Source organism: Bacillus sp. FSL R9-9497, assembly GCF_038005805.1.
Lineage (GTDB): Bacteria > Bacillota > Bacilli > Bacillales > Bacillaceae_G > Bacillus_A > Bacillus_A cereus.
The window spans coordinates 2,437,711-2,456,225 of sequence record NZ_JBBOTY010000001.1 but is presented as its reverse complement, the minus strand read 5'-3'; the positions used below and the strand labels follow the sequence as shown (position 1 = coordinate 2,456,225).

Below are 18,515 nucleotides of genomic sequence, written 5' to 3'. Positions count from 1 at the left end.
GTATGGAGACATAAAAATACTAAAAGATCCAATTTCTTAATTTTGATATTAAGAAATTGGATCTTCTTTCATTACCTTGTATTAATCATACTGCGCTAATATATACATTATAAAGAATATATGTTTTATTAATTTATATTAATAAAACATATATTAATAAAATTTACTGATTACTCTCAAGACATTCATAAACCGCCATCATATCTCGTTTATCCAACTCACGTATGCGATTGAAAATGGGTATTTGTCCAACAGCTTCTGTTAATAAGCTTTCATTCACAACATCACTTACTTTTCCAGTTAACCACGTTTGTACATCCACGCCCTCGACAACTTCTTTTAACCCTTCGTCATTAATACCACTTGCATTACAAGTTACACATGGAATTGTTAGTTTAAAGACACCATCATGTAAATTATCTTCGGTTATCACTTTCTTACCTTTACAAAATGGACATGGATTATTTTTTTTAATTTTATTAATTTGGGTAACTAATTTTTTGTATCCAAACGCTTCGTATACATACGTAAGTTTTTTATATTTACCATTTGTGAAATACTTATCTATAATGGTTTCTCTCGTTTCATAAACATTAGGGAAATCACAAACAGTTACCTGATTATTAACACTAATGGATTCGATATTTCCTTTTATTTCGCTCCAGAATGGTAAGACATTTTGTAACACCATTTCATAGTTTGAAAAGCTTGCTTGTTCTAATTCAAACATTTTCAATGCAACTTGTGCTTTTCTTGGCAATAAAGAAACATCTTCCGTCAATACCATATCGCCACCAACAATAGACTTCAATTTAACAAGTGCCGGTAAATCACCAACTATTTTCAATACTTTATTAATAGGCTGATTGATTATTTCACGAATATTTACGTTACCAAATTTAAGTGGTTTATGATGATTTAAAACCGTCCCCTCACAAATTGGACATTTCATCATTTTTTTTGAACTCTTAATTTCTTCTTTAATAGGTGCTTTTGAAATAACAATATATCCACCAATAATTGTATTAAACCCTACCCATGTTCTGCGTGTCTTTCCTTTTTTATCATAAAATGATTTTTCAAAATATCCGTACCAAAACGTATGCTTTTCTTCTTCTGACATATCATTATAGCTCTTTGACAAATCGTGACCAAGCTCATTTTTTATTTCTTCGAATAGAAATTCTATTTTTTCATGCTGATAAAATTTTAATACCTTCATGATTTCTTGATCGAATAGCCCATCCCAAAATGGAACACTTTTATCTTGAATGGCAATATCTTTATCAAAAACTTCAATTTGAAGACGTCCAGAACAAGATGGACAATGATTGTCCTGTGAATAGAAATCAAAACTTCTCGTATCTTTATTAATTGGATGAGCAGCTACAATATGATTAATTAATCCACCAATCTCATATAAGAAACTATATTGACTATATAAATGTCTTTCAAGATCAATAGCAACAACAGGTGCAATTGTATCAGATTCATATTCGCCATAAATTAAACGGGCCATTGATGATAAACTTTTTAAAATACCACCCTTATAAATGTTTTCGGCATTTTTAAAATAGTTAATATGATTTTCTTCTAAATAGTGAACGCCTTCTTTATGCTTAAGTGCTGAAGAAATATGTATTTGCTCAGCATTATTCACACTGCTTTTTTGACGATAATAATTTTCATGACTTACTACATCAAGATGCTTTATAGATTCAGGCTGTCTTTTCCCGAAATCTACAATATAATCAGAGCTTTCTAACATGTAACTATTATGTTCAATCATAATGATAGAGACTGATTCATCTTGCAATATCCCTCTAACACTATCTATAAATTGATTTAAAATATTTTGGGATAAACCTTTTGAAGGCTCATCAAAGATAAATAATGTATGTGGATTTCTAGTGTTTGCAAATAACTCCGAAACTAAATGAACACATTGAAACTCACCTGTTGATAATGTTTGTGTTTTTCGTTCTAACGTTAAATAACCAAGTCCTAATTTAATAAGTAGACTCAAGCGTTTATACGCAATATCTTCATTTGGAAGTTCATCTATAATATCCTCGATCGAACGCTCAAAAATATCATCAATTTCTTCACTATACTTTGATAGTTTCTTTTTAATATCTAGGAAAGTGGCTACAGTTGATCGACTTGTAATGGATTGATTTCGATCTTGTCCTACCATAACTAATTTATCTTTTGGATATCGTTTCAAGAAATCTGTAGCTAAACATTCATTGACAAGTGTAGATTTCCCGCATCCAGATTCTCCAGTAACCGTCACAAGCCTATTTTTAGGGATTTGAAACTCCGCCATTTGGATATTACGGCAATATAATTCATGGAATGTATAGTATTCTGTTGGTACTTCTTTATTTAGATCCGACAGTATTGGTTTTGGTCTTGGCGATTCTTTCACAATTTGTCCACCATATTTTCCGCTACCAGGTCCAAAGAACAATTGCTCATCTGTTGTATCCAGTACAGTATCTGAATGATCAATGAGCCAAATTTGATTTTTACACCCTAACTGCTTAATCTCTTCTAATATTTGTAATAATGTTTCATGATCAAGTCCAACTGAAATCTCATCAATAATAATTACAGCATTTTCGCTTACTGCCATAAATTCAGCCAAATATAGTCTTGTTAACTCTCCACCTGACAACGTACCCATAATTCGATTTAATGTTAAATAACCAATGTTCATATTAATTATATTTTGCAGTATATGTTGCTTTGCTTCACTAATTTTTAACTCTTCCGCTAACGAAAGAATAGACTCAACACTTAAATCATTAATATTTGAAATTGTATGTGGTTTAGCAAATAAATCTATCTTATGTTGTTCGATTTCTTCGCTATAACGTTTTCCCTTACATTTTTTACACTCAATATTTTTAGTAGTACCTCGGCCTTTACAGCCAGTACACCAGCCTAACTGGTTATTGAATGAAAAAACCTCAGGTGAAAGATGAAATACATCAGCAAGTTTTTCACGTACCTCTGTGAAAACACCAGTATGTGTACCGATTGTTGAACGTGGATTGGAAGAAATCGATGATTTTCCTAGAAAAAGAACTAAAGGCATATCTTCTATCTTAATAGCACTAAAATTCGTTTGCATAATGTTAGGAAATAAATATTGATATTCAGCCTTTGGCAATAAAGAAACTAATCGTTTTTTTGATTCTTCACCAATCGTTTGACAAAAGGTTGTTTTACCTGAGCCTGATAACCCAGCGATTCCAAACGACTTATTAAATGGAATCACTGTATCTAATTTATTTATGTTATTAGCAATTAATTGATTTACTTTCATATTAACCTCTATTCTTATTTTTCTTTAAAATCATTTTTACAGTGTAATAATTACATAATGAATATAACTTTTTATACAATTATCCTCTCATTTCAAGGATCTTATTCTTATATGTTTCACACCATTGTTGCCATTCATCTTTAGAAAATTCTTTTTCTTTTCCTTCTAGTACGGAAGAAAAAAGATCTAAGCAAATATGCCAACCAGCTATATCTTTCGGTGTATGATCAGTTAATACATGAATGTACTCTTTAAGAAGTAAAAGAGTCCCACTTTCTTCTTTATGTATTTCAAATCGGACACGATCTTTATCCCAAGTAAATTCAAGTACTGAATTTACTTGACACTCTAAAATATCCATATTTATAAATGAACCGTCCATCATGTCGAACTTTATTATTCCACCCGTTTTAAGACTTTCAATTTGTAAATTAGACATCCATTTTTTAAGCTTACTGTTTTCTGTTAAAACAGACCAAACTTCCTCTATTGTATTTGGAAATCGGCGTTCAAATTTTACAATATACCCATTAGTTAGTTTCCAAATTTCAGCTATCATATTGATTGCCCCTTTATACAGAATGTATGTTCTCACTCTATTTTACACGAATATAAATATAAAATAAATCTTTATGTCAACGAAGTATTAATTTAAAGTTAATGGTAATGAGAAAAACTTAAATATTTTCCAAGTCGAGTTATATAATGTTGAAAAATAATTATCATGTATATCCGTTTCCTTATTAAATATAGACTTACGCACCAATAAAAAAAGCCGCATTTGCGACTCATGAAATTATAGTATTAACCCTTGCTTTTATTGAATGACTTACCGCTTAATCGCATCAACAATTAGCGATGGAAAACCAAGCTTCTCACCTTTATTTCTAGAATCATACCTTTTCGAACGGAAAATAACACCGTCGTTTGCATCCCATTCGTTGTAATAAAACTGACCATTTTCATCACAATATTCAAGTAAAACTACCTCAAATCCAGCAAATTTAAACATTTCCGTTAATGTTTTATAATTATGAACAATTTTATGACTTGCTGCTGGATGATTTTTCGGGCCAGGTCCGCCTATTTGAACTATGTTTTGGTATGCTTCATCTCGGAAAAATGCATCAGGAACACCACAACGAATATGCCCTCCTGGCTTTAAAAATTCATAACAAATTTCAGCTGCTCTTACACCTTCTTCAAAAGTAAGGTGTTCCCATACATGCTCAGCTAAAATAGCTGAAATAGAGTTGTATTCAAATCTTTCTTCCCACGTAGCTTTATCTAGTAAGTTAAGTTCATCTTCTTGCGTTTGAATCCAAGCTGGATTATTATTAAACACTCCAGCTCCGGCAACTACTTTAATTTCGTCTTGTTTTATTGCCACCATGTTCACCTCTTAAATATTTTAATTCATTAATATATTCTATGTTTACTATTATCCTTCCTCCTTTAACAAATTTAGTACCATGAGTCCAGTACAATACCAAACTCATGTCCTAAAACTCTCTAACGCAACGATCTGTCTAACTCTATAAAATTAGTTCATAATATACGATTTTTCTTACAGAAATATAGCACACCAAACATTAGCATAATACCAATTACGTAAAAAATTGTTGTTCCGCTCCCACCAGTATTAGGAATTACCCAATTATTCTTCGCATTTTTCACTGTTATTTTTTGTGTCTTTACTGCTTCTGTAATTTCTATTTCTATTGGATCCCTAAGTAACATGTATCCGTTCGGTGCTTTTATTTCTTTAATCGTATACTTTCCAATTGCCAATTGGTTGGAAATTACCTTTCCTTTTTCATCCGTTATTAATCTACTAACTTCTTTCCCTTCTTTATCTAACACTTGAAATACAGCGCCTTTTAGCTTTAATTCACTATCCTTATCATCAACTTTTTCAATTTCAAATTGCCCAGTCGGATCTGGCAATTTCTTATTTTCTATTTTAATTTCTACTACTGTATCTTTTTCTATTTTTACAGCTATTTTATCTTTTAATAATTCATAACCTTTAGGTGCCTCTATTTCCACTAGGGTATAGTTTCCTATTGGTAAGTCCTTTGATATCATTTCTCCTTTTTCACCTGTTATTAACTCTCCAACTACTTTTCCTTTTGCATCTTCTATATGAAACTTTGCCCCTGCTAGTTTTTTATTTTTATCACTTATGTCTACTTTCACAAGCTTCATTTTTCCCATTGGATCTGGCAATTTCTTATTTCCTATTTTAATTTCTACTTCTGCATCTTTTTCTATTTTTACAGTTATTTTATCTTTTAATAATTCGTAACCTTTAGGTGCTTCTACTTCCACTAAGGTATAGTTTCCTATTGGTAAGTCTTTTGATATTACTTCTCCTTCTTCATTTGTTACTAGTTCTCCAACTATTTTCCCATTTAAATCTTCAATTTTAAACTTTGCTCCTGCTAGCTTTTTATTTTTATCACTTATGTCTACTTTCACAAGCTTCATTTTTCCCATTGGATCTGGCAATTTCTTATTTCCTATTTTAATTTCTACTTCTGCATCTTTCTCTACTTTTACAGCTATTTTATCTTTTGATAATTCGTAACCTTTAGGTGCTTCTTTTTCCACTAAAGTATAGTTTCCTATTGGTAAGTCTTTTGATATCGCTTCTCCTTCTTCATTTGTTAATAGTTCTCCAACTATTTTTCCTTTTGAATCTTCTATATGAAACTTTGCTCCCACCAATTTTTTATTATCATTATTACTATCAACTTTTTTTATTTTTACTTTTCCAGTACTAGGCTTGTTCCAATGTTGCCAGTTAAATTTGAAATTGTGAAATTCAAATCCACCAGTTTGTTGTACCGCGCCGACAAATGCTTGTCCATTAATCGAGCCGCCTTTTGTTTCTAATACAGCATTTGGGGCAAACACACTCCCAACGACACCATATCCCTCTGTTGTAATTTTTTTCGCATTTGGAAAAACCCAAATCACTTTCCCGTATAGCTCAGTAAACGGGGAATTAGGAGAATATGGTTGTGATGTAGGAACTATATCTGTAGCCCTTCCAATATTGTTCGTGTCATATAGAATAGACCCGTTTTTAAATGTAACCTCTGTTGCATCCGAATACATAACAATAAAATCTTTGTCCTTAGCATTTGGTAAAAATACATCTCTTATATCTAAATTGATTTTCCCTGTCAATTCTGATGAAACATAAATATTAGGATTGTTTATATCTTTTCCGATTCCATGACTCATATTTGGAATTGGGGTATTCGTTTTATATTGACCTGCATTTTTACTGACTTGGTTCACTATATTGCGAAATTCATTAAATTTCGCGTCAATTTCTAGTTTTTCTTTATAAACGATACGATCATAAGAGGATTGTATGATGCGATCTGGATCACTCTCTTTTGTCATTACGACTATTCCGTTTTGAATGATAAAAGATTCTTCTCTTGATTTCTTAAATTTTCCAGACAATAACAAGGACGGATATCCCTCATCAACCCATTTTTCACCTACTATATTAGATGTTCCCGCTGCAGCACCTACAATCGTATACCCCGATGCATCCATATCACCTTGAACTGCAATTGCTCCTTCAATGTCGCCACCTATTGCTTTATGGTTACCAAAGACAACTGCATTATAACGCGATATATCACCTAGACCTTCTAAGTTTGTCGTGGATCCATATACTTCTTTTGGTACATATACGACAAAACTTACACTTAACATTAACAAAACAATAAAATGAATACTTACCAGCTTTAATCGTAGCCTCAATTCCTTTGTTCCCACCTTTACCGTATTTTTTCTATAGTCGAATAAAATGACATATTTATCAATGAGGATTTACTTCATTCCCTATATACCTTCTTTACTTATCTCTGAATTTCCGGTCCCACTGTCCATTAATGCAGGATAAATAAATACATTCTATCTAGTTAACCTTTTCTTATAAATTACGACTAGAAACACACATAACAATAGGATTGGAACTATTACAGTCCACTTATTAAATATAAATATCTCTGTACTCACTTTTTGTTTTTCTTTCTCGTTTAACTCCACACGCACACCTCGAACTAGCAATCTATTGGTGTTTACTCCATAAGGCGTACACGTAATTAAAGTTGTATAATCTTTTTTTTGTACAATTTGTAGATCGTCCGTTTCGTGTGGTAACACTACTTTAATTTGATCTACTTTATAAGCAAGAACTTTGTCTAAAGAATGAATATAAAAAAGATCTCCTTCGCTCAACTTATCTAAATCTGTAAATAATTTTGCTGATGGTAAACCACGATGCCCTGTTAAAATAGTGTGCGTATTTTCTCCACCTATCGGGAGCGAAGAAAAATCTAAATGACCTATCCCGCGGCTCAATACTTCCTCAGATGTCCCTTGATAGATTGGCAGTTTTATATTAATTTTCGATATTTCAATATACCCCATTACATCTCCTAAATTTAACGCATCAGCATATGCTTGATGATTACTTTTTTTTTCAGAAAATGGATCAGTAAATGTTTTCGTGGAAGTGTGAACTTGTTTATTATATTCGGCTGCTTCTTTTTCCCTACGTTCAACTTCTTTCTTTTGTAGCGCTTTGATCTTCTTATCGTAAGAGCTAATCTCAGAATAATGTGCACGAGTCGCCAACCAATTACTAATAGTAGGATATAAAAAAACACCTAATCCAAATAAAAAAATACCTCCCAAAACAAGATTTCGTTTCATATTTCCACCTCTGTATATGCTTAAATATCGAAAAGAGGGAAGCATTTTGCTTCTCCCCTTTTCCCATAGTTACATGTTCCTAAAATCTTAATTATTAGCAAACTTTTTTCTGAAGAAAACAAATGCCGCTGTAACCATTAACGTAAGACCTATTACAGTAAAAAGAGTCGTTCCTATGCCACCCGTTACCGGAAGAACCCATCCACTTTTATTATTTTCAATCGTTAATTTAACCGTTTGATTATTTTCGCTAATCTTTACATCAATGGGATCTTTTAATAATTGATAAGAAGCTTTTGTACCATCTTCTTTTGTATATGTTGGTGCTTTCGTTTCAAAAATTTGATAGTCTCCATATGGAATGTTAGACCATTTAATAACACCATTTTCATCTGATACACCTGTTACTTCTTTTCCTGCTACAACAACTATTTTTCCATTTTTATCTTTAAGTACAAACTCTGCACCTTTTAATTTACTCTTATTAGCACCATCAATTTTTGTTAACTCAATTATTCCAGTTGTTGGAACAACAACTACAGGTTTAGATTCCTTTTCTCCAATTACATCATTTTTATTTGTAAAATCAATTTTTGCTGTATTTAAAATTTCCGAACCAGATGGTACTCCTTCTTTTACTTGAGATTTAATTTGCAAATGAAATTCTTTTTTACCATCTAATTTTGTGAAATCTTTTACTGTAGCTGTTACTTTTTGACCTTCTATAGCTACCTCTACAATGCTTGCATTTACTTCTGCTCCATCAATTTTCACGATTGGCTTTCCTTGAATCACTAAACGATTATCCAAAGTATCTGTTACCACATATTTTTTGTATTCCTTAATGTCTTCTGGAATTAATGTTTTAATATCATAATTATAATTAGTTAACGGATTTATTGGTAACGCTTCCAATTTTCCGTTAATTTTTTTATCAATTGTTGGTTCTTCATTGTTTTTCACTTCTATTTTAACTACTGTACCAGAAGTAATAGTTCCATCTTCATTAATTGTTCCGGAGTTCTTAACAAAAAACTCACGTTTAGTTGGATCTATTACGTAGCCTTTCGGAGCTTTTGTTTCTTGGAAATAGTATTTACCATACTCCAATCCTTGCACGCGAATATGACCATTAGCATCTGTTACTAACTCTTTTTTCACTTCTGTACCGTCTTTTTTAAATAAAGAGAATACTGCACCTGCTAATGCTTTTTCATTTACACCAGTTTTTATTAAATCCACTGCACCACGTTTAATCTCATTTTTGGGATACATGTGAACATCATAGTTTAGCACCTTACCCTCTTTATTCGTTAATGGGATATCCACTGTATACGTATTGGGATTTAGATTAACATGTGGAGGTCCTGCCACTTCTTTCACCTCATAACGTCCTAGCGGAAGATCTTTTAATACAGCTTGTCCGTTATCATCTGTTACTACTTGATTTGGAGTGGCTCCCATTACAGGTTTCACGTCTTCTTTTACGATTTTCCCATCGTTTGAAATTTTTTCAAAAGAAGCAACCCTTTTCACTTCAAACGTTACACCTTTTAATGGTTTCACATCTTTTGGCACCTCTTGATTTGCAGAACCGTCACCTTCTAGTCCCTGCGCTCCATCTTTTTCTTGTTCATACTTATGAATCGTTAAAGTACCTTTAGATGGTGAATCTGCCTTTACTAATACACTAGACCATGTAGAAAATGTTAAGAATAACACTAAAAGCACACTAAATATTTTTTTCATTTCTCTTATCCCCTTTACTACTTCTATCATTTTAAAAATTTCTTTATTACTATTACCTTCTTAAAAGCAATAGTGTGCCAAGTATCAGATTTAAACGAATAACATAAAACATAGTCGTCCAACAATCCATTGTTTACAATCACTTATTCACTTTTCTTATCTTCTATTATTACGTTGTCTCTCCACATGATATATGTAATTTTCTCCCCTAAATTACACGTATATCCCTATTTCAAGAATCATTACATTTGTTACATAATAGCTTTCACTGCTAATTTCGACTAGTCACTTACTGTCAATCTATTCATATCTCACTTCCTATCCCTATTTAAAATCCAATCTTAATCATTTTTTGATACATATAAGTAATAACCAACAAATAAGTGTGACGATTCATATTTTACGTTACTGTCCAAAACTATTACCTGTATATTCAAATAATATGTGCTATTCATGTTAAATTATGGTATTATTCTTAGAAGTTTATAACTTTTATTTATATTTTTTATTGATAAAGGTTTTCCGTATCTACTTATGAAAAAGGAATATATGTTTATTTAACTATTACGCATAACTGTAAGGAGGAAGAATATGACTAAAAAACTCAGTCTAGTTGAGATAGAGTACATTTGCAATATGTTTTTTCAATCTTTCGAAATTCCAGTTTGTTTTTTAGATTGTAACAAAAATATTCTTTTAGAATTTAAATCCAAAAATGATTCACATTCGTTATATACATCAAAAATAGAACAGTTACATATGCTTTTTCAGAGAAATGATACATATAATTCTCCCATCTTCAGAACTCACGAATATCTAGGGCACTTTATTTTAATTCACATAAAGAGCGATTATATGGTGAACGGTACTGTTATTATTGGGCCCTTGACACATGTAAATTTTTCTACAAGTAAAGCGGATAGTAACCTTAATTTTATTCCAAATTATAAAAGAACAAGAGACCATTATTTTTCATTGTCAGTCAAAGATCAAAATTTCTTTGTAAATATAGCGATATTGTTCTATAACATTCTCTATAAAAAAAATTCAGATGTAAGCACCTTTTCAAATAACAGTGACTCACTTCATATAAGTCATAGCAGCATCTTAAACGAAGATGTATATATTTCAATGCAAAAAGACGAATCCATTTATCATAATTTATATATAGAGCAGCAACTACTTAGTTCTATAGAAGACGGGGATAAAGAAACCGTACTCAAATATTATTACGAATTCCAACAAGAGACTCTTTCATCTTTATCTTCATTCCATCAATTAAGACGTCATAAAAACATTTGTATTTCATCCATCACGCTCGCTACTAGATATGCGATAAAAGGGGGACTTCCATCTGGGATTGCTTACAAAATTTATGATTTACATATTCAAAGAACAGAAGATTTAAAAGACAAAGAATCTGTTTGGGATTTATTAAAAAATGCTTTTTGTACCTTTGCAGACCGTGTAAAGGCACAAAAAACACAGCAATATTCACAGACTATTGCTATTTGCAAAAACTATATTTTTAAAAATATTTACAATCCAATATCTGTTAAACAACTTGCTAAATTTGCAAATGTGAATTCAGATTATTTATCTATATTATTTAAAAAAGAGGTCGGTATTTCATTAATTGAGTACATTCAACGTGAACGAGTCGAAGAAGCAAAGAAATTATTAACTTTCACCACCTATCCCTTATCAGACATATGCGCTTCGCTTAATTTTAGCGATCAAAGTTATTTTACTAAAATTTTTAAAAAATTCACCAATGAAACACCTGGTAAATATCGAAAATCTCATGTTGTCATTTAGAGTGAAACTTCCATTAAAACAACATGTTTTCAGTAACTCATCAATGGCAGATTAGAAGCACCCCCAGATTCATGAACTATAGGATTTATGCTTTTTCCAAACCAAAAAACACGTTACTATTCTTTTATTTTAATGAGAATAATAACGTGTTTTTTATGTAATGTAGTTTTGTAGACATAACATGATCCAACTACAAATTTTTATAGAAGCCAAATGCACCGCTTAACTACTAAAATCTTATTAAGTAAAAATCCATATTTTGTTTTACTTACTTTCTACTTTATTTCTTTTGAATAATGAACTCTTTTCTTCAAAAGAATGATCCCTACTATTATTTTTGTATCTTTCTAAATTTGCGAACAAAAGTGAGTACTGTGCCTGTAATAATCATCAATATGCCGATTGCTGCACTGTTAGTTGTACTTACACCCGTCTTTGGAAGCTCCTTATATGTATATTCTTTTTTATCGCTATTATTGTTATTTGTCTTATTAGTAAGGCCATTAGCTTTGCTAGTTTCTTTATCTTTCACTAATACTTTTTGTATTGTATTTACCTCATTACCCATGGAATCTCTAACACTATATATTATTTCATAAGTACCAGCTTTAGTTGTATCTATAGTTCCTTCATACGCTACTTTAGAAGTAAGGTCACCGTCCTCTTTATCAGTAGCTGATACCCCTACCAACGGATCAAATTGATCACCCTCAGTAATTGAAGTTGTAGCAGGTACTTTTAGTATTGGTTTATCATTTTTAACTTCTTCTCTAACTTTGACCGTTACAGTTTGTTTCGCCGTTACTTCATGACCTTTAGAATCTGTAACCGTGTACGTTAATACGTAAGTACCGACTTTAGATGTATCTACTCCACCAGCAATTTTTACTTTAGAAGTAAGATCGCCGTCTTCTTTATCAATAGCTTTTACTTTTATCATTGGATCGAATGAATCTCCTACATGAATTGTCGCTCCAACAGGCACTGTTAATTTAGGTTCTAAATCTAATATTTCTCCATTTCCCTCTACAATTACAGTCTGTGTAGCCGTTGTAGTTCTCCCTTGGGAATCAACGACCAAGTATTCCACAATGTATGTACCTGGTTTTGAAGTATCTACATCGCCTTTATGCTTTACTTTATTTGTTAAATCACCATCTTCTTTATCAACAGCTTTTACATTTCTCATTGGATCAAACGTATCACCTACACGTAGTGTAATGGTAAACGGCACAGTTAACTCTGGAGCTTGGTTTTCTGCTGTTTTTTCGTTTTCTTTCACTGTTCCGGTAATTTTTGCAGCATCAAAAGCATTTTGGACTGCTTGAACTTCAATTGAGTTCGTTCCATATTTATTAGTTGCCACTTTAAGGCATGCCAATTTCAATTCAGAGAAATTAGAAGTCATGTTTAATTCATCAGTATTTGCATAATAGAATATATCAAACATTTTATCTTCACCAATACCATTTACATTTACACCGTTATGAGTACCACCTTGTGCAATTAAATACGCAACTTTATTAATAATACTTGAGTTAAAATGAACGCCTCCATAATCCTCTCCATTTAAATCATTATATTTACTATAATCATCGGGATACGGTAGTCCTTCTGAAAAATTAATTGCAGTTGGATTTTTCATATTACGAAAAGTCGATCCAGTTTGCTCTCCTATTGTCCAGTTAAATTCCCCATTATTTATGTATTTCTCTATAGCCGTTCCCATAATATCCGATAATGCCTCGTTAATTGCCCCAGATTCTCCTGAGAATTCAAGGTTAGATTCACTTGATGTAACTGCGTGTGTAAATTCATGACCGGCTATATCGAACGCTTTTACCATAGGATCTCCATATAAAAGCATACTAATGTTATTAATATTAGTACTAAATGCATTCTCCCAATTTTCAGGATCATTTGTTCCTCCAGAATCCCATGCATGTACAACTGAAACTACTTTTTTTCCTTTATTATCAAAACTATTACGATTATATTTTTCTTTATAAAAATCATATACCTTTGTTGCTAAGAAATGAGCGCTTACCGCCTTTGGATCATTAAATGTTGTTGAAGCGCTAGTTGCTAGTATGCCAGGATAATAACTTTCTTCATTTGTAATATCTCTATAATTTACATCATATGTCTCAATTCCTTGCCCTCTTGTGTAATCAGCAAGCGCATAATTCCCACTAGTCTGTTTAGAAATACCAAATGTACGAGTTACGCCTAAATCATCTTTTCCTGTTCCAGTTAATGATGTGAAATTGCTAGTTTTATTTTCCTTAACGGATTCAACATACTCTTCACTTATTTTCAAACTTGATTCTTGTACCATATCTTTTAACATATCGCCATTATGAGCATTCACTAAATAAGTTCCAGATACATAATTTGGTGTTGTAGCAGCAAATGTAACTTGATATGCATTGCTAGCCTGCCCATGATTTTCATCAACAAAAATAACTGCCTTAACTTCTGGTTCAGAAATAAATTTAATGTCGTTTCCGTACTTTTTATAAATATATTGTTTCGCTTCTTCTTTTGATAAATTAATAGGTTTCTTTAAATCTTCTTGTGTTAAATTTTGTGCGCTAGCTCCTGAAATGCTTTTAATAATACCTTTTTTATCTACGTGAGCAGTCAACTGGTGGCCATACACTTCTTTTCCTTCATATATTTGTTGCATGCGCACAAGTGTAGTTCCATCATAAGAACCACGTTTTTGAAGAACTTTGTAATCTACTCCTGTTTCTGCACTAACTTGTTTTGGAGACAAAGCATGGTCCGTATTTTCCTTAAGTGCATCTTTCACTACATTCTCTGGCGCCTTTTTTGATGGTTGTGTAAGATCACCTGTACGGAACGAATCCTCGTGAATTTCAACTTGCATTTGACCAGGTTCCTCTGCATGACCTACTCCATATGGTGTTACACTTGTTAAAACGAATCCTGTTGTTAATGCAACTATAGCTATTTCTTTTTTATTTCCCATGGTATTTACCTCGTATAAATTTCTATTATTTATATGAAACTGCTAAAATGTATACAATCTATTCCTAACATAAAAAGATGACTTTTGTAATCTACAAAAGCCACCTCTTCAATATATAATATCCCTAAAATGTTTTTAATACATAATTTCTATACAAAAAAGAAAAAAGCATTCATTAACGAGCATTTTGCAATACTTTTATTAGGTCATTTATATTTTCAACTTTCTGCTGAAACTGATCAAATCTGTTATGTAGCGATGAAGGATTTTTATCTTCAGTTGAAATAACTTGTTTTAATTCATTTTCTAATTTATCATACATATCAAAAAAATTATCAAATTCTACACTTACAAGCTCTTCATTTTCGCGATAGAATCTTTTTGCTTCTATATAAGTCATATATGATTTATTTAAAAATCCTAATGAAATTAAATATTTAGAAGTGTTTTCTTGATAAATAGCAATATCACATGCTATTTTAATATCAGAATAAGTCTTTTGAACGAGACAATGCAATTCAAAAATCTTAAACTTTAATCCATTATTCATTTCATCCCCTCCCATCGTATCTATTCTACATAAAATTAGAATATTATACAAAGAAAATTATTAGCAAGAAATTGACAATTAAAAAAATAACTTAAGGATAAACAAAATCCCTCTCATTATAAATTATAATTGCGGAGCATTTACCAACATAACGGCTAAATAAAAAACGAAAAGAATAAATCTTTCCGCTCTTAGAGTAATAAATACATTTCATATTGCGCTAAAGAATTCTTTTCAAATCCACACTTCTTTAAAAAACCCTCCAATAAATTATTGTTAGGAAACCCAATTGATAAACTTGATAAATTTAATTCTTCTATTGCTACTTGTAATAATTTCATCCCAACACCAATATTTCTATAACCTTTGTCTACGAAAATAAAACTAATTTTACCTTGTTCATTTACGCATAGAGAGCCTTTTAAGTCATTATCGACATATACACCATAAAATACATTATTTGTTTTTTTAATATAATCAATATCATTTTGCCAATTTATATGGAAGTTTAACCATTTCTGAATTTCATCTTTAAAAGTTGGAAATTCTAATTGTTTTACTTCAATATCTTTACAATCTTTATTCATTATTTTAGTCAAATCATTTAAATTATAATAAAAAAGATCGTACACTTTTTCATAGCCCAACTTATTATAAAAATGAATCGCTCGGTCGTTTCCTACAATGACTTCGAGAAAAAGTTGCTTACATCCATGTTGAATCGCCTCTTCTTTATGCAGTTCAAATAATTTTTGACTCACACCAATACCGCGGTAATTAGGATGAACCGCTAATGTTCCGCAGCGCATAGTCTTTATACTTTCATAATCCTTTATGCCACCTAGTATTACGCCAACAGATTTGCCTTCTTCTAAAGCAAGAAAAGAATGCTCTAGCAAATTACCTTCTGGTCCCAAAAAACGTTGTATAAAATCCTCTTTTGAAACCTCCATCTTAATAATGTAATCTGAAAATCCATCTTTAAAAGCTTCATATACTAAATCAATATTTACTTCACTACACCTTTTATATTGAATCATATAAAATTGCCCTCCAACTGCTTATATTAAACTCAACGTGTACCCATATAATATATTCCATCTATTATAAATTTCAGCTCTTAATTTGAAATGAGCGGACATTTCCCTACATATAACTCACTATTGATTTGTTTTATAACAAACTATCTATTATTTACTACATTAACCTCATAAACACGTAAAAAAGCAATTAAATGCTCACATGCTCTTTCACATGCTAGCATTTTAAAGATTTTTTGTTCTTCTTTCGTTTTATCATTTGCTTGATCTGAAGCAGCTTTTAAACAGAGAAATGGTTTTTTATTTATTTGGCATACATAGGCGAAAGCTGCTACTTCTTGATCAACTGCCAATGCTCCATATACGGTATGGAGTAAATATCTCATTTCCGAACTACGAATACGTTGATCTCCTGATAAAAATGTACCGAAATGTATCGGATCATACGATCGTATTTTTTTTATTCTTCTTACAAGTGATTTTGTTGTTTCAATAGGTGCTGTTCTACCGTTATATAAATTAAAAACATCTTCCCCTGAACCAGCAGCAGTAACATCATGTTGTATTGCGTTTAGTGCGACTACAATATGACCGTTTTTCACCTTGTTTGATAAACTTCCGCATATTCCTGTCATAAACAACTCATCTGGCTGAAACTCACTAATTAACAATTGTACACAACTAGCGCAGCTTACTTTACCGACACCAGTAACAACTGATATAATTTCCAGCTCATTAATAGTATGAAAATGAAATTCCCAAGCTGCTCTTTTTTCAACACGTTCACTTGGATAATGTTGATGCAAATACGTCAGTTCTGGTTCCCATGCAGATACAATTGCAATACGTTTCATTACACGCTCACTTCCCCTATTGTCATTTAAATAAGTTATCTATACTTTCTCGTTCATAATCTGGAATCCATTCTTTGTATTTCTTATATAAATCTCGTATTATTTCTTTATTCTTCGCAATTACTTCACATCCTCTATCATCATACATCAACATGACAATATCTTTCGTTGCATTTATGAGAAATACATCTGGATAAGAAATTTCTTTTTTTCGTCCAAATCGAGGATATAAATCAAAGAAATCCTCATGATTAGCAACTTGTATAAGCGATTCATATTTAATATGTTCCGCAAGGCATTTTAAAGAAAAATGATATGTACAATATAAATCTGCTTCTTCATCTTCAAATAAAAACGGTAACGTTTCTTATCTTATATGAAATCTTAAATCTCTTTTCCTAATATATTTATTGTATACATTTATTTTCTGTGGAGTTTTTATATTTTCCTTTTTAAATCTATAAACATTTGTCACTACAAACACTACATCTTCTTTTGAAAATATGTCTTCAAATAAGAATTTATTATATGTATATAGTTGAGAAAAGTATTCCGTATTTAAATTGTCGGTTCCTTCTACAATTTGATATTTATCTTTTCCAAAATCAAAATGTAAATGATTTTCCCACTAAGAATATAAGTAGGGTACTAATGTAACTCCTGGAAATGTTTGATTCACATATTCTTTTAATTGCATTTCCTTGTCCTTTCTACTGTACAATTCCTTTTAAATCCCAGTATGCTTCTTCTAGCCACGGATGTATAACTTTCAATGTATCTTTCCTTTCCCACAAATATGAAATATATACAAAAGCTGCTTTTTCCAAAGATTTTTCCAATCCTTTTTTTATTTCTATTAAATATGGTGGTGTCCCTTTTTGATCCCATTCTATTTTATCTGCAACAAATAATACTAAATCCATCTTCGTTGCATGTTTACGCAGCGTTGTGTGGCAACAAATTGCATTTAAAATCTCTTCATCTTCTACTTTAAATATTTCTTTTGCGATTACTCTCGATAGTTTTTGATGAATGATCATAGGAAACTTTCTTTCTGCTTCCACTATTTCTACACCAAATTCTTCAGCAACTGCAATCCGCTCCTCGTTCGGAAAAATGCCACTAATATCATGTAAATATCCTGCAATTGCTGCTTTTTCTTTATCTACGTGAAACTTTTCTGCAATCTTTTTTGCCTCATTTGCCACACGAATTGAATGTTTATATGTAAACTCTTTATTATATTTTAGTAGAAAAGCTTTAATATCATTTTCTATTTTTCCAGTTGGAGTAAATGAATATATATCATTACATAACATAGAAAATCCCCCTTATAACTAACTTTCATTATAATGTAGAATCTAAATATCCTCGTTATTTTATATTCGTTATTAATCTTTTTACTCCTTTTTAATACGTTACATGAAATTTT

General features: G+C 31.3%; 12 protein-coding genes and 1 pseudogene. 1 reads left to right on the top strand and 12 read right to left on the bottom strand.

All coding sequences use genetic code 11. The features are described from left to right. Window positions 1-163: 163 nt before the first annotated feature. From MKY21_RS12585 to MKY21_RS12560, 6 genes are all read right to left on the bottom strand, one after another. Window positions 164-3,334 carry an ATP-binding cassette domain-containing protein gene (locus tag MKY21_RS12585; RefSeq protein WP_044797386.1) on the bottom strand — a complete coding sequence of 1,057 codons (3,171 nt, stop codon included), beginning with the start codon at window positions 3,332-3,334 and terminating at the stop codon, window positions 164-166. Between the two features lie 79 nt (window positions 3,335-3,413). Continuing rightward, complete coding sequence (locus tag MKY21_RS12580; RefSeq protein ID WP_044797387.1) at window positions 3,414-3,893, bottom strand: SRPBCC domain-containing protein; 480 nt, start codon at window positions 3,891-3,893, stop codon at window positions 3,414-3,416. A gap of 270 nt (window positions 3,894-4,163) precedes the next feature. Then, complete coding sequence (locus MKY21_RS12575) at window positions 4,164-4,727, bottom strand: class I SAM-dependent methyltransferase (RefSeq protein WP_341076378.1); 564 nt, start codon at window positions 4,725-4,727, stop codon at window positions 4,164-4,166. A 155-nt stretch (window positions 4,728-4,882) separates the two neighbouring features. Next, window positions 4,883-7,120 carry an MSCRAMM family protein gene (locus MKY21_RS12570; protein WP_341076374.1) on the bottom strand — a complete coding sequence of 746 codons (2,238 nt, stop codon included), beginning with the start codon at window positions 7,118-7,120 and terminating at the stop codon, window positions 4,883-4,885. Between the two features lie 153 nt (window positions 7,121-7,273). After that, window positions 7,274-8,077: a class C sortase gene (locus MKY21_RS12565; RefSeq protein WP_080336351.1), complete on the bottom strand. Its 804-nt coding sequence runs from the start codon at window positions 8,075-8,077 to the stop codon at window positions 7,274-7,276. A gap of 87 nt (window positions 8,078-8,164) precedes the next feature. After that, the gene (locus MKY21_RS12560; RefSeq protein ID WP_080336350.1) at window positions 8,165-9,826 is read right to left on the bottom strand and encodes an LPXTG cell wall anchor domain-containing protein; all 1,662 of its coding nucleotides are present in this window, start codon (window positions 9,824-9,826) and stop codon (window positions 8,165-8,167) included. Window positions 9,827-10,417: 591 nt separating this feature from the next. On the opposite strand from MKY21_RS12560, the gene MKY21_RS12555 reads away from it, so the two are divergent. Next, window positions 10,418-11,644, top strand: coding sequence for an AraC family transcriptional regulator (locus MKY21_RS12555; protein ID WP_000162834.1), 1,227 nt, complete (start codon window positions 10,418-10,420; stop codon window positions 11,642-11,644). A 331-nt stretch (window positions 11,645-11,975) separates the two neighbouring features. On the opposite strand, the gene MKY21_RS12550 is transcribed toward MKY21_RS12555, so the two are convergent. The 6 genes and pseudogenes from MKY21_RS12550 to yqeK form a co-directional block, all read right to left on the bottom strand. After that, on the bottom strand, window positions 11,976-14,639 hold the full coding sequence (locus tag MKY21_RS12550; RefSeq protein ID WP_044797392.1) for a M4 family metallopeptidase: 2,664 nt from the start codon (window positions 14,637-14,639) through the stop codon (window positions 11,976-11,978). Window positions 14,640-14,814: 175 nt separating this feature from the next. After that, a complete protein-coding gene (locus MKY21_RS12545; RefSeq protein ID WP_001059023.1) occupies window positions 14,815-15,189 on the bottom strand; it encodes a hypothetical protein in 375 nt (124 codons plus the stop codon). Between the two features lie 191 nt (window positions 15,190-15,380). Then, complete coding sequence (locus MKY21_RS12540; RefSeq protein WP_000617061.1) at window positions 15,381-16,229, bottom strand: GNAT family N-acetyltransferase; 849 nt, start codon at window positions 16,227-16,229, stop codon at window positions 15,381-15,383. Window positions 16,230-16,372: 143 nt separating this feature from the next. Next, entirely contained in the window at window positions 16,373-17,083 is a 711-nt protein-coding gene (gene mtnN / locus MKY21_RS12535; RefSeq protein ID WP_000820810.1) for a 5'-methylthioadenosine/S-adenosylhomocysteine nucleosidase, read from the bottom strand. 22 nt (window positions 17,084-17,105) lie between these two features. Next, a pseudogene (locus tag MKY21_RS12530) lies at window positions 17,106-17,780 on the bottom strand (DUF3885 domain-containing protein). 13 nt (window positions 17,781-17,793) lie between these two features. Then, window positions 17,794-18,402 carry a bis(5'-nucleosyl)-tetraphosphatase (symmetrical) YqeK gene (yqeK, locus tag MKY21_RS12525; RefSeq protein WP_000882443.1) on the bottom strand — a complete coding sequence of 203 codons (609 nt, stop codon included), beginning with the start codon at window positions 18,400-18,402 and terminating at the stop codon, window positions 17,794-17,796. Window positions 18,403-18,515 lie beyond the last annotated feature (113 nt).

Coding starts and splice junctions, on each gene's coding strand:
- MKY21_RS12585 (WP_044797386.1), bottom strand. CDS start 3,334: ATGAAAGTAAATCAATTAATTGCTAATAACATAAATAAATTAGATACA.
- MKY21_RS12580 (WP_044797387.1), bottom strand. CDS start 3,893: ATGATAGCTGAAATTTGGAAACTAACTAATGGGTATATTGTAAAATTT.
- MKY21_RS12575 (WP_341076378.1), bottom strand. CDS start 4,727: ATGGTGGCAATAAAACAAGACGAAATTAAAGTAGTTGCCGGAGCTGGA.
- MKY21_RS12565 (WP_080336351.1), bottom strand. CDS start 8,077: ATGAAACGAAATCTTGTTTTGGGAGGTATTTTTTTATTTGGATTAGGT.
- MKY21_RS12560 (WP_080336350.1), bottom strand. CDS start 9,826: ATGAAAAAAATATTTAGTGTGCTTTTAGTGTTATTCTTAACATTTTCT.
- MKY21_RS12555 (WP_000162834.1), top strand. CDS start 10,418: ATGACTAAAAAACTCAGTCTAGTTGAGATAGAGTACATTTGCAATATG.
- MKY21_RS12550 (WP_044797392.1), bottom strand. CDS start 14,639: ATGGGAAATAAAAAAGAAATAGCTATAGTTGCATTAACAACAGGATTC.
- MKY21_RS12545 (WP_001059023.1), bottom strand. CDS start 15,189: ATGAATAATGGATTAAAGTTTAAGATTTTTGAATTGCATTGTCTCGTT.
- MKY21_RS12540 (WP_000617061.1), bottom strand. CDS start 16,229: ATGATTCAATATAAAAGGTGTAGTGAAGTAAATATTGATTTAGTATAT.
- mtnN (WP_000820810.1), bottom strand. CDS start 17,083: ATGAAACGTATTGCAATTGTATCTGCATGGGAACCAGAACTGACGTAT.
- yqeK (WP_000882443.1), bottom strand. CDS start 18,402: ATGTTATGTAATGATATATATTCATTTACTCCAACTGGAAAAATAGAA.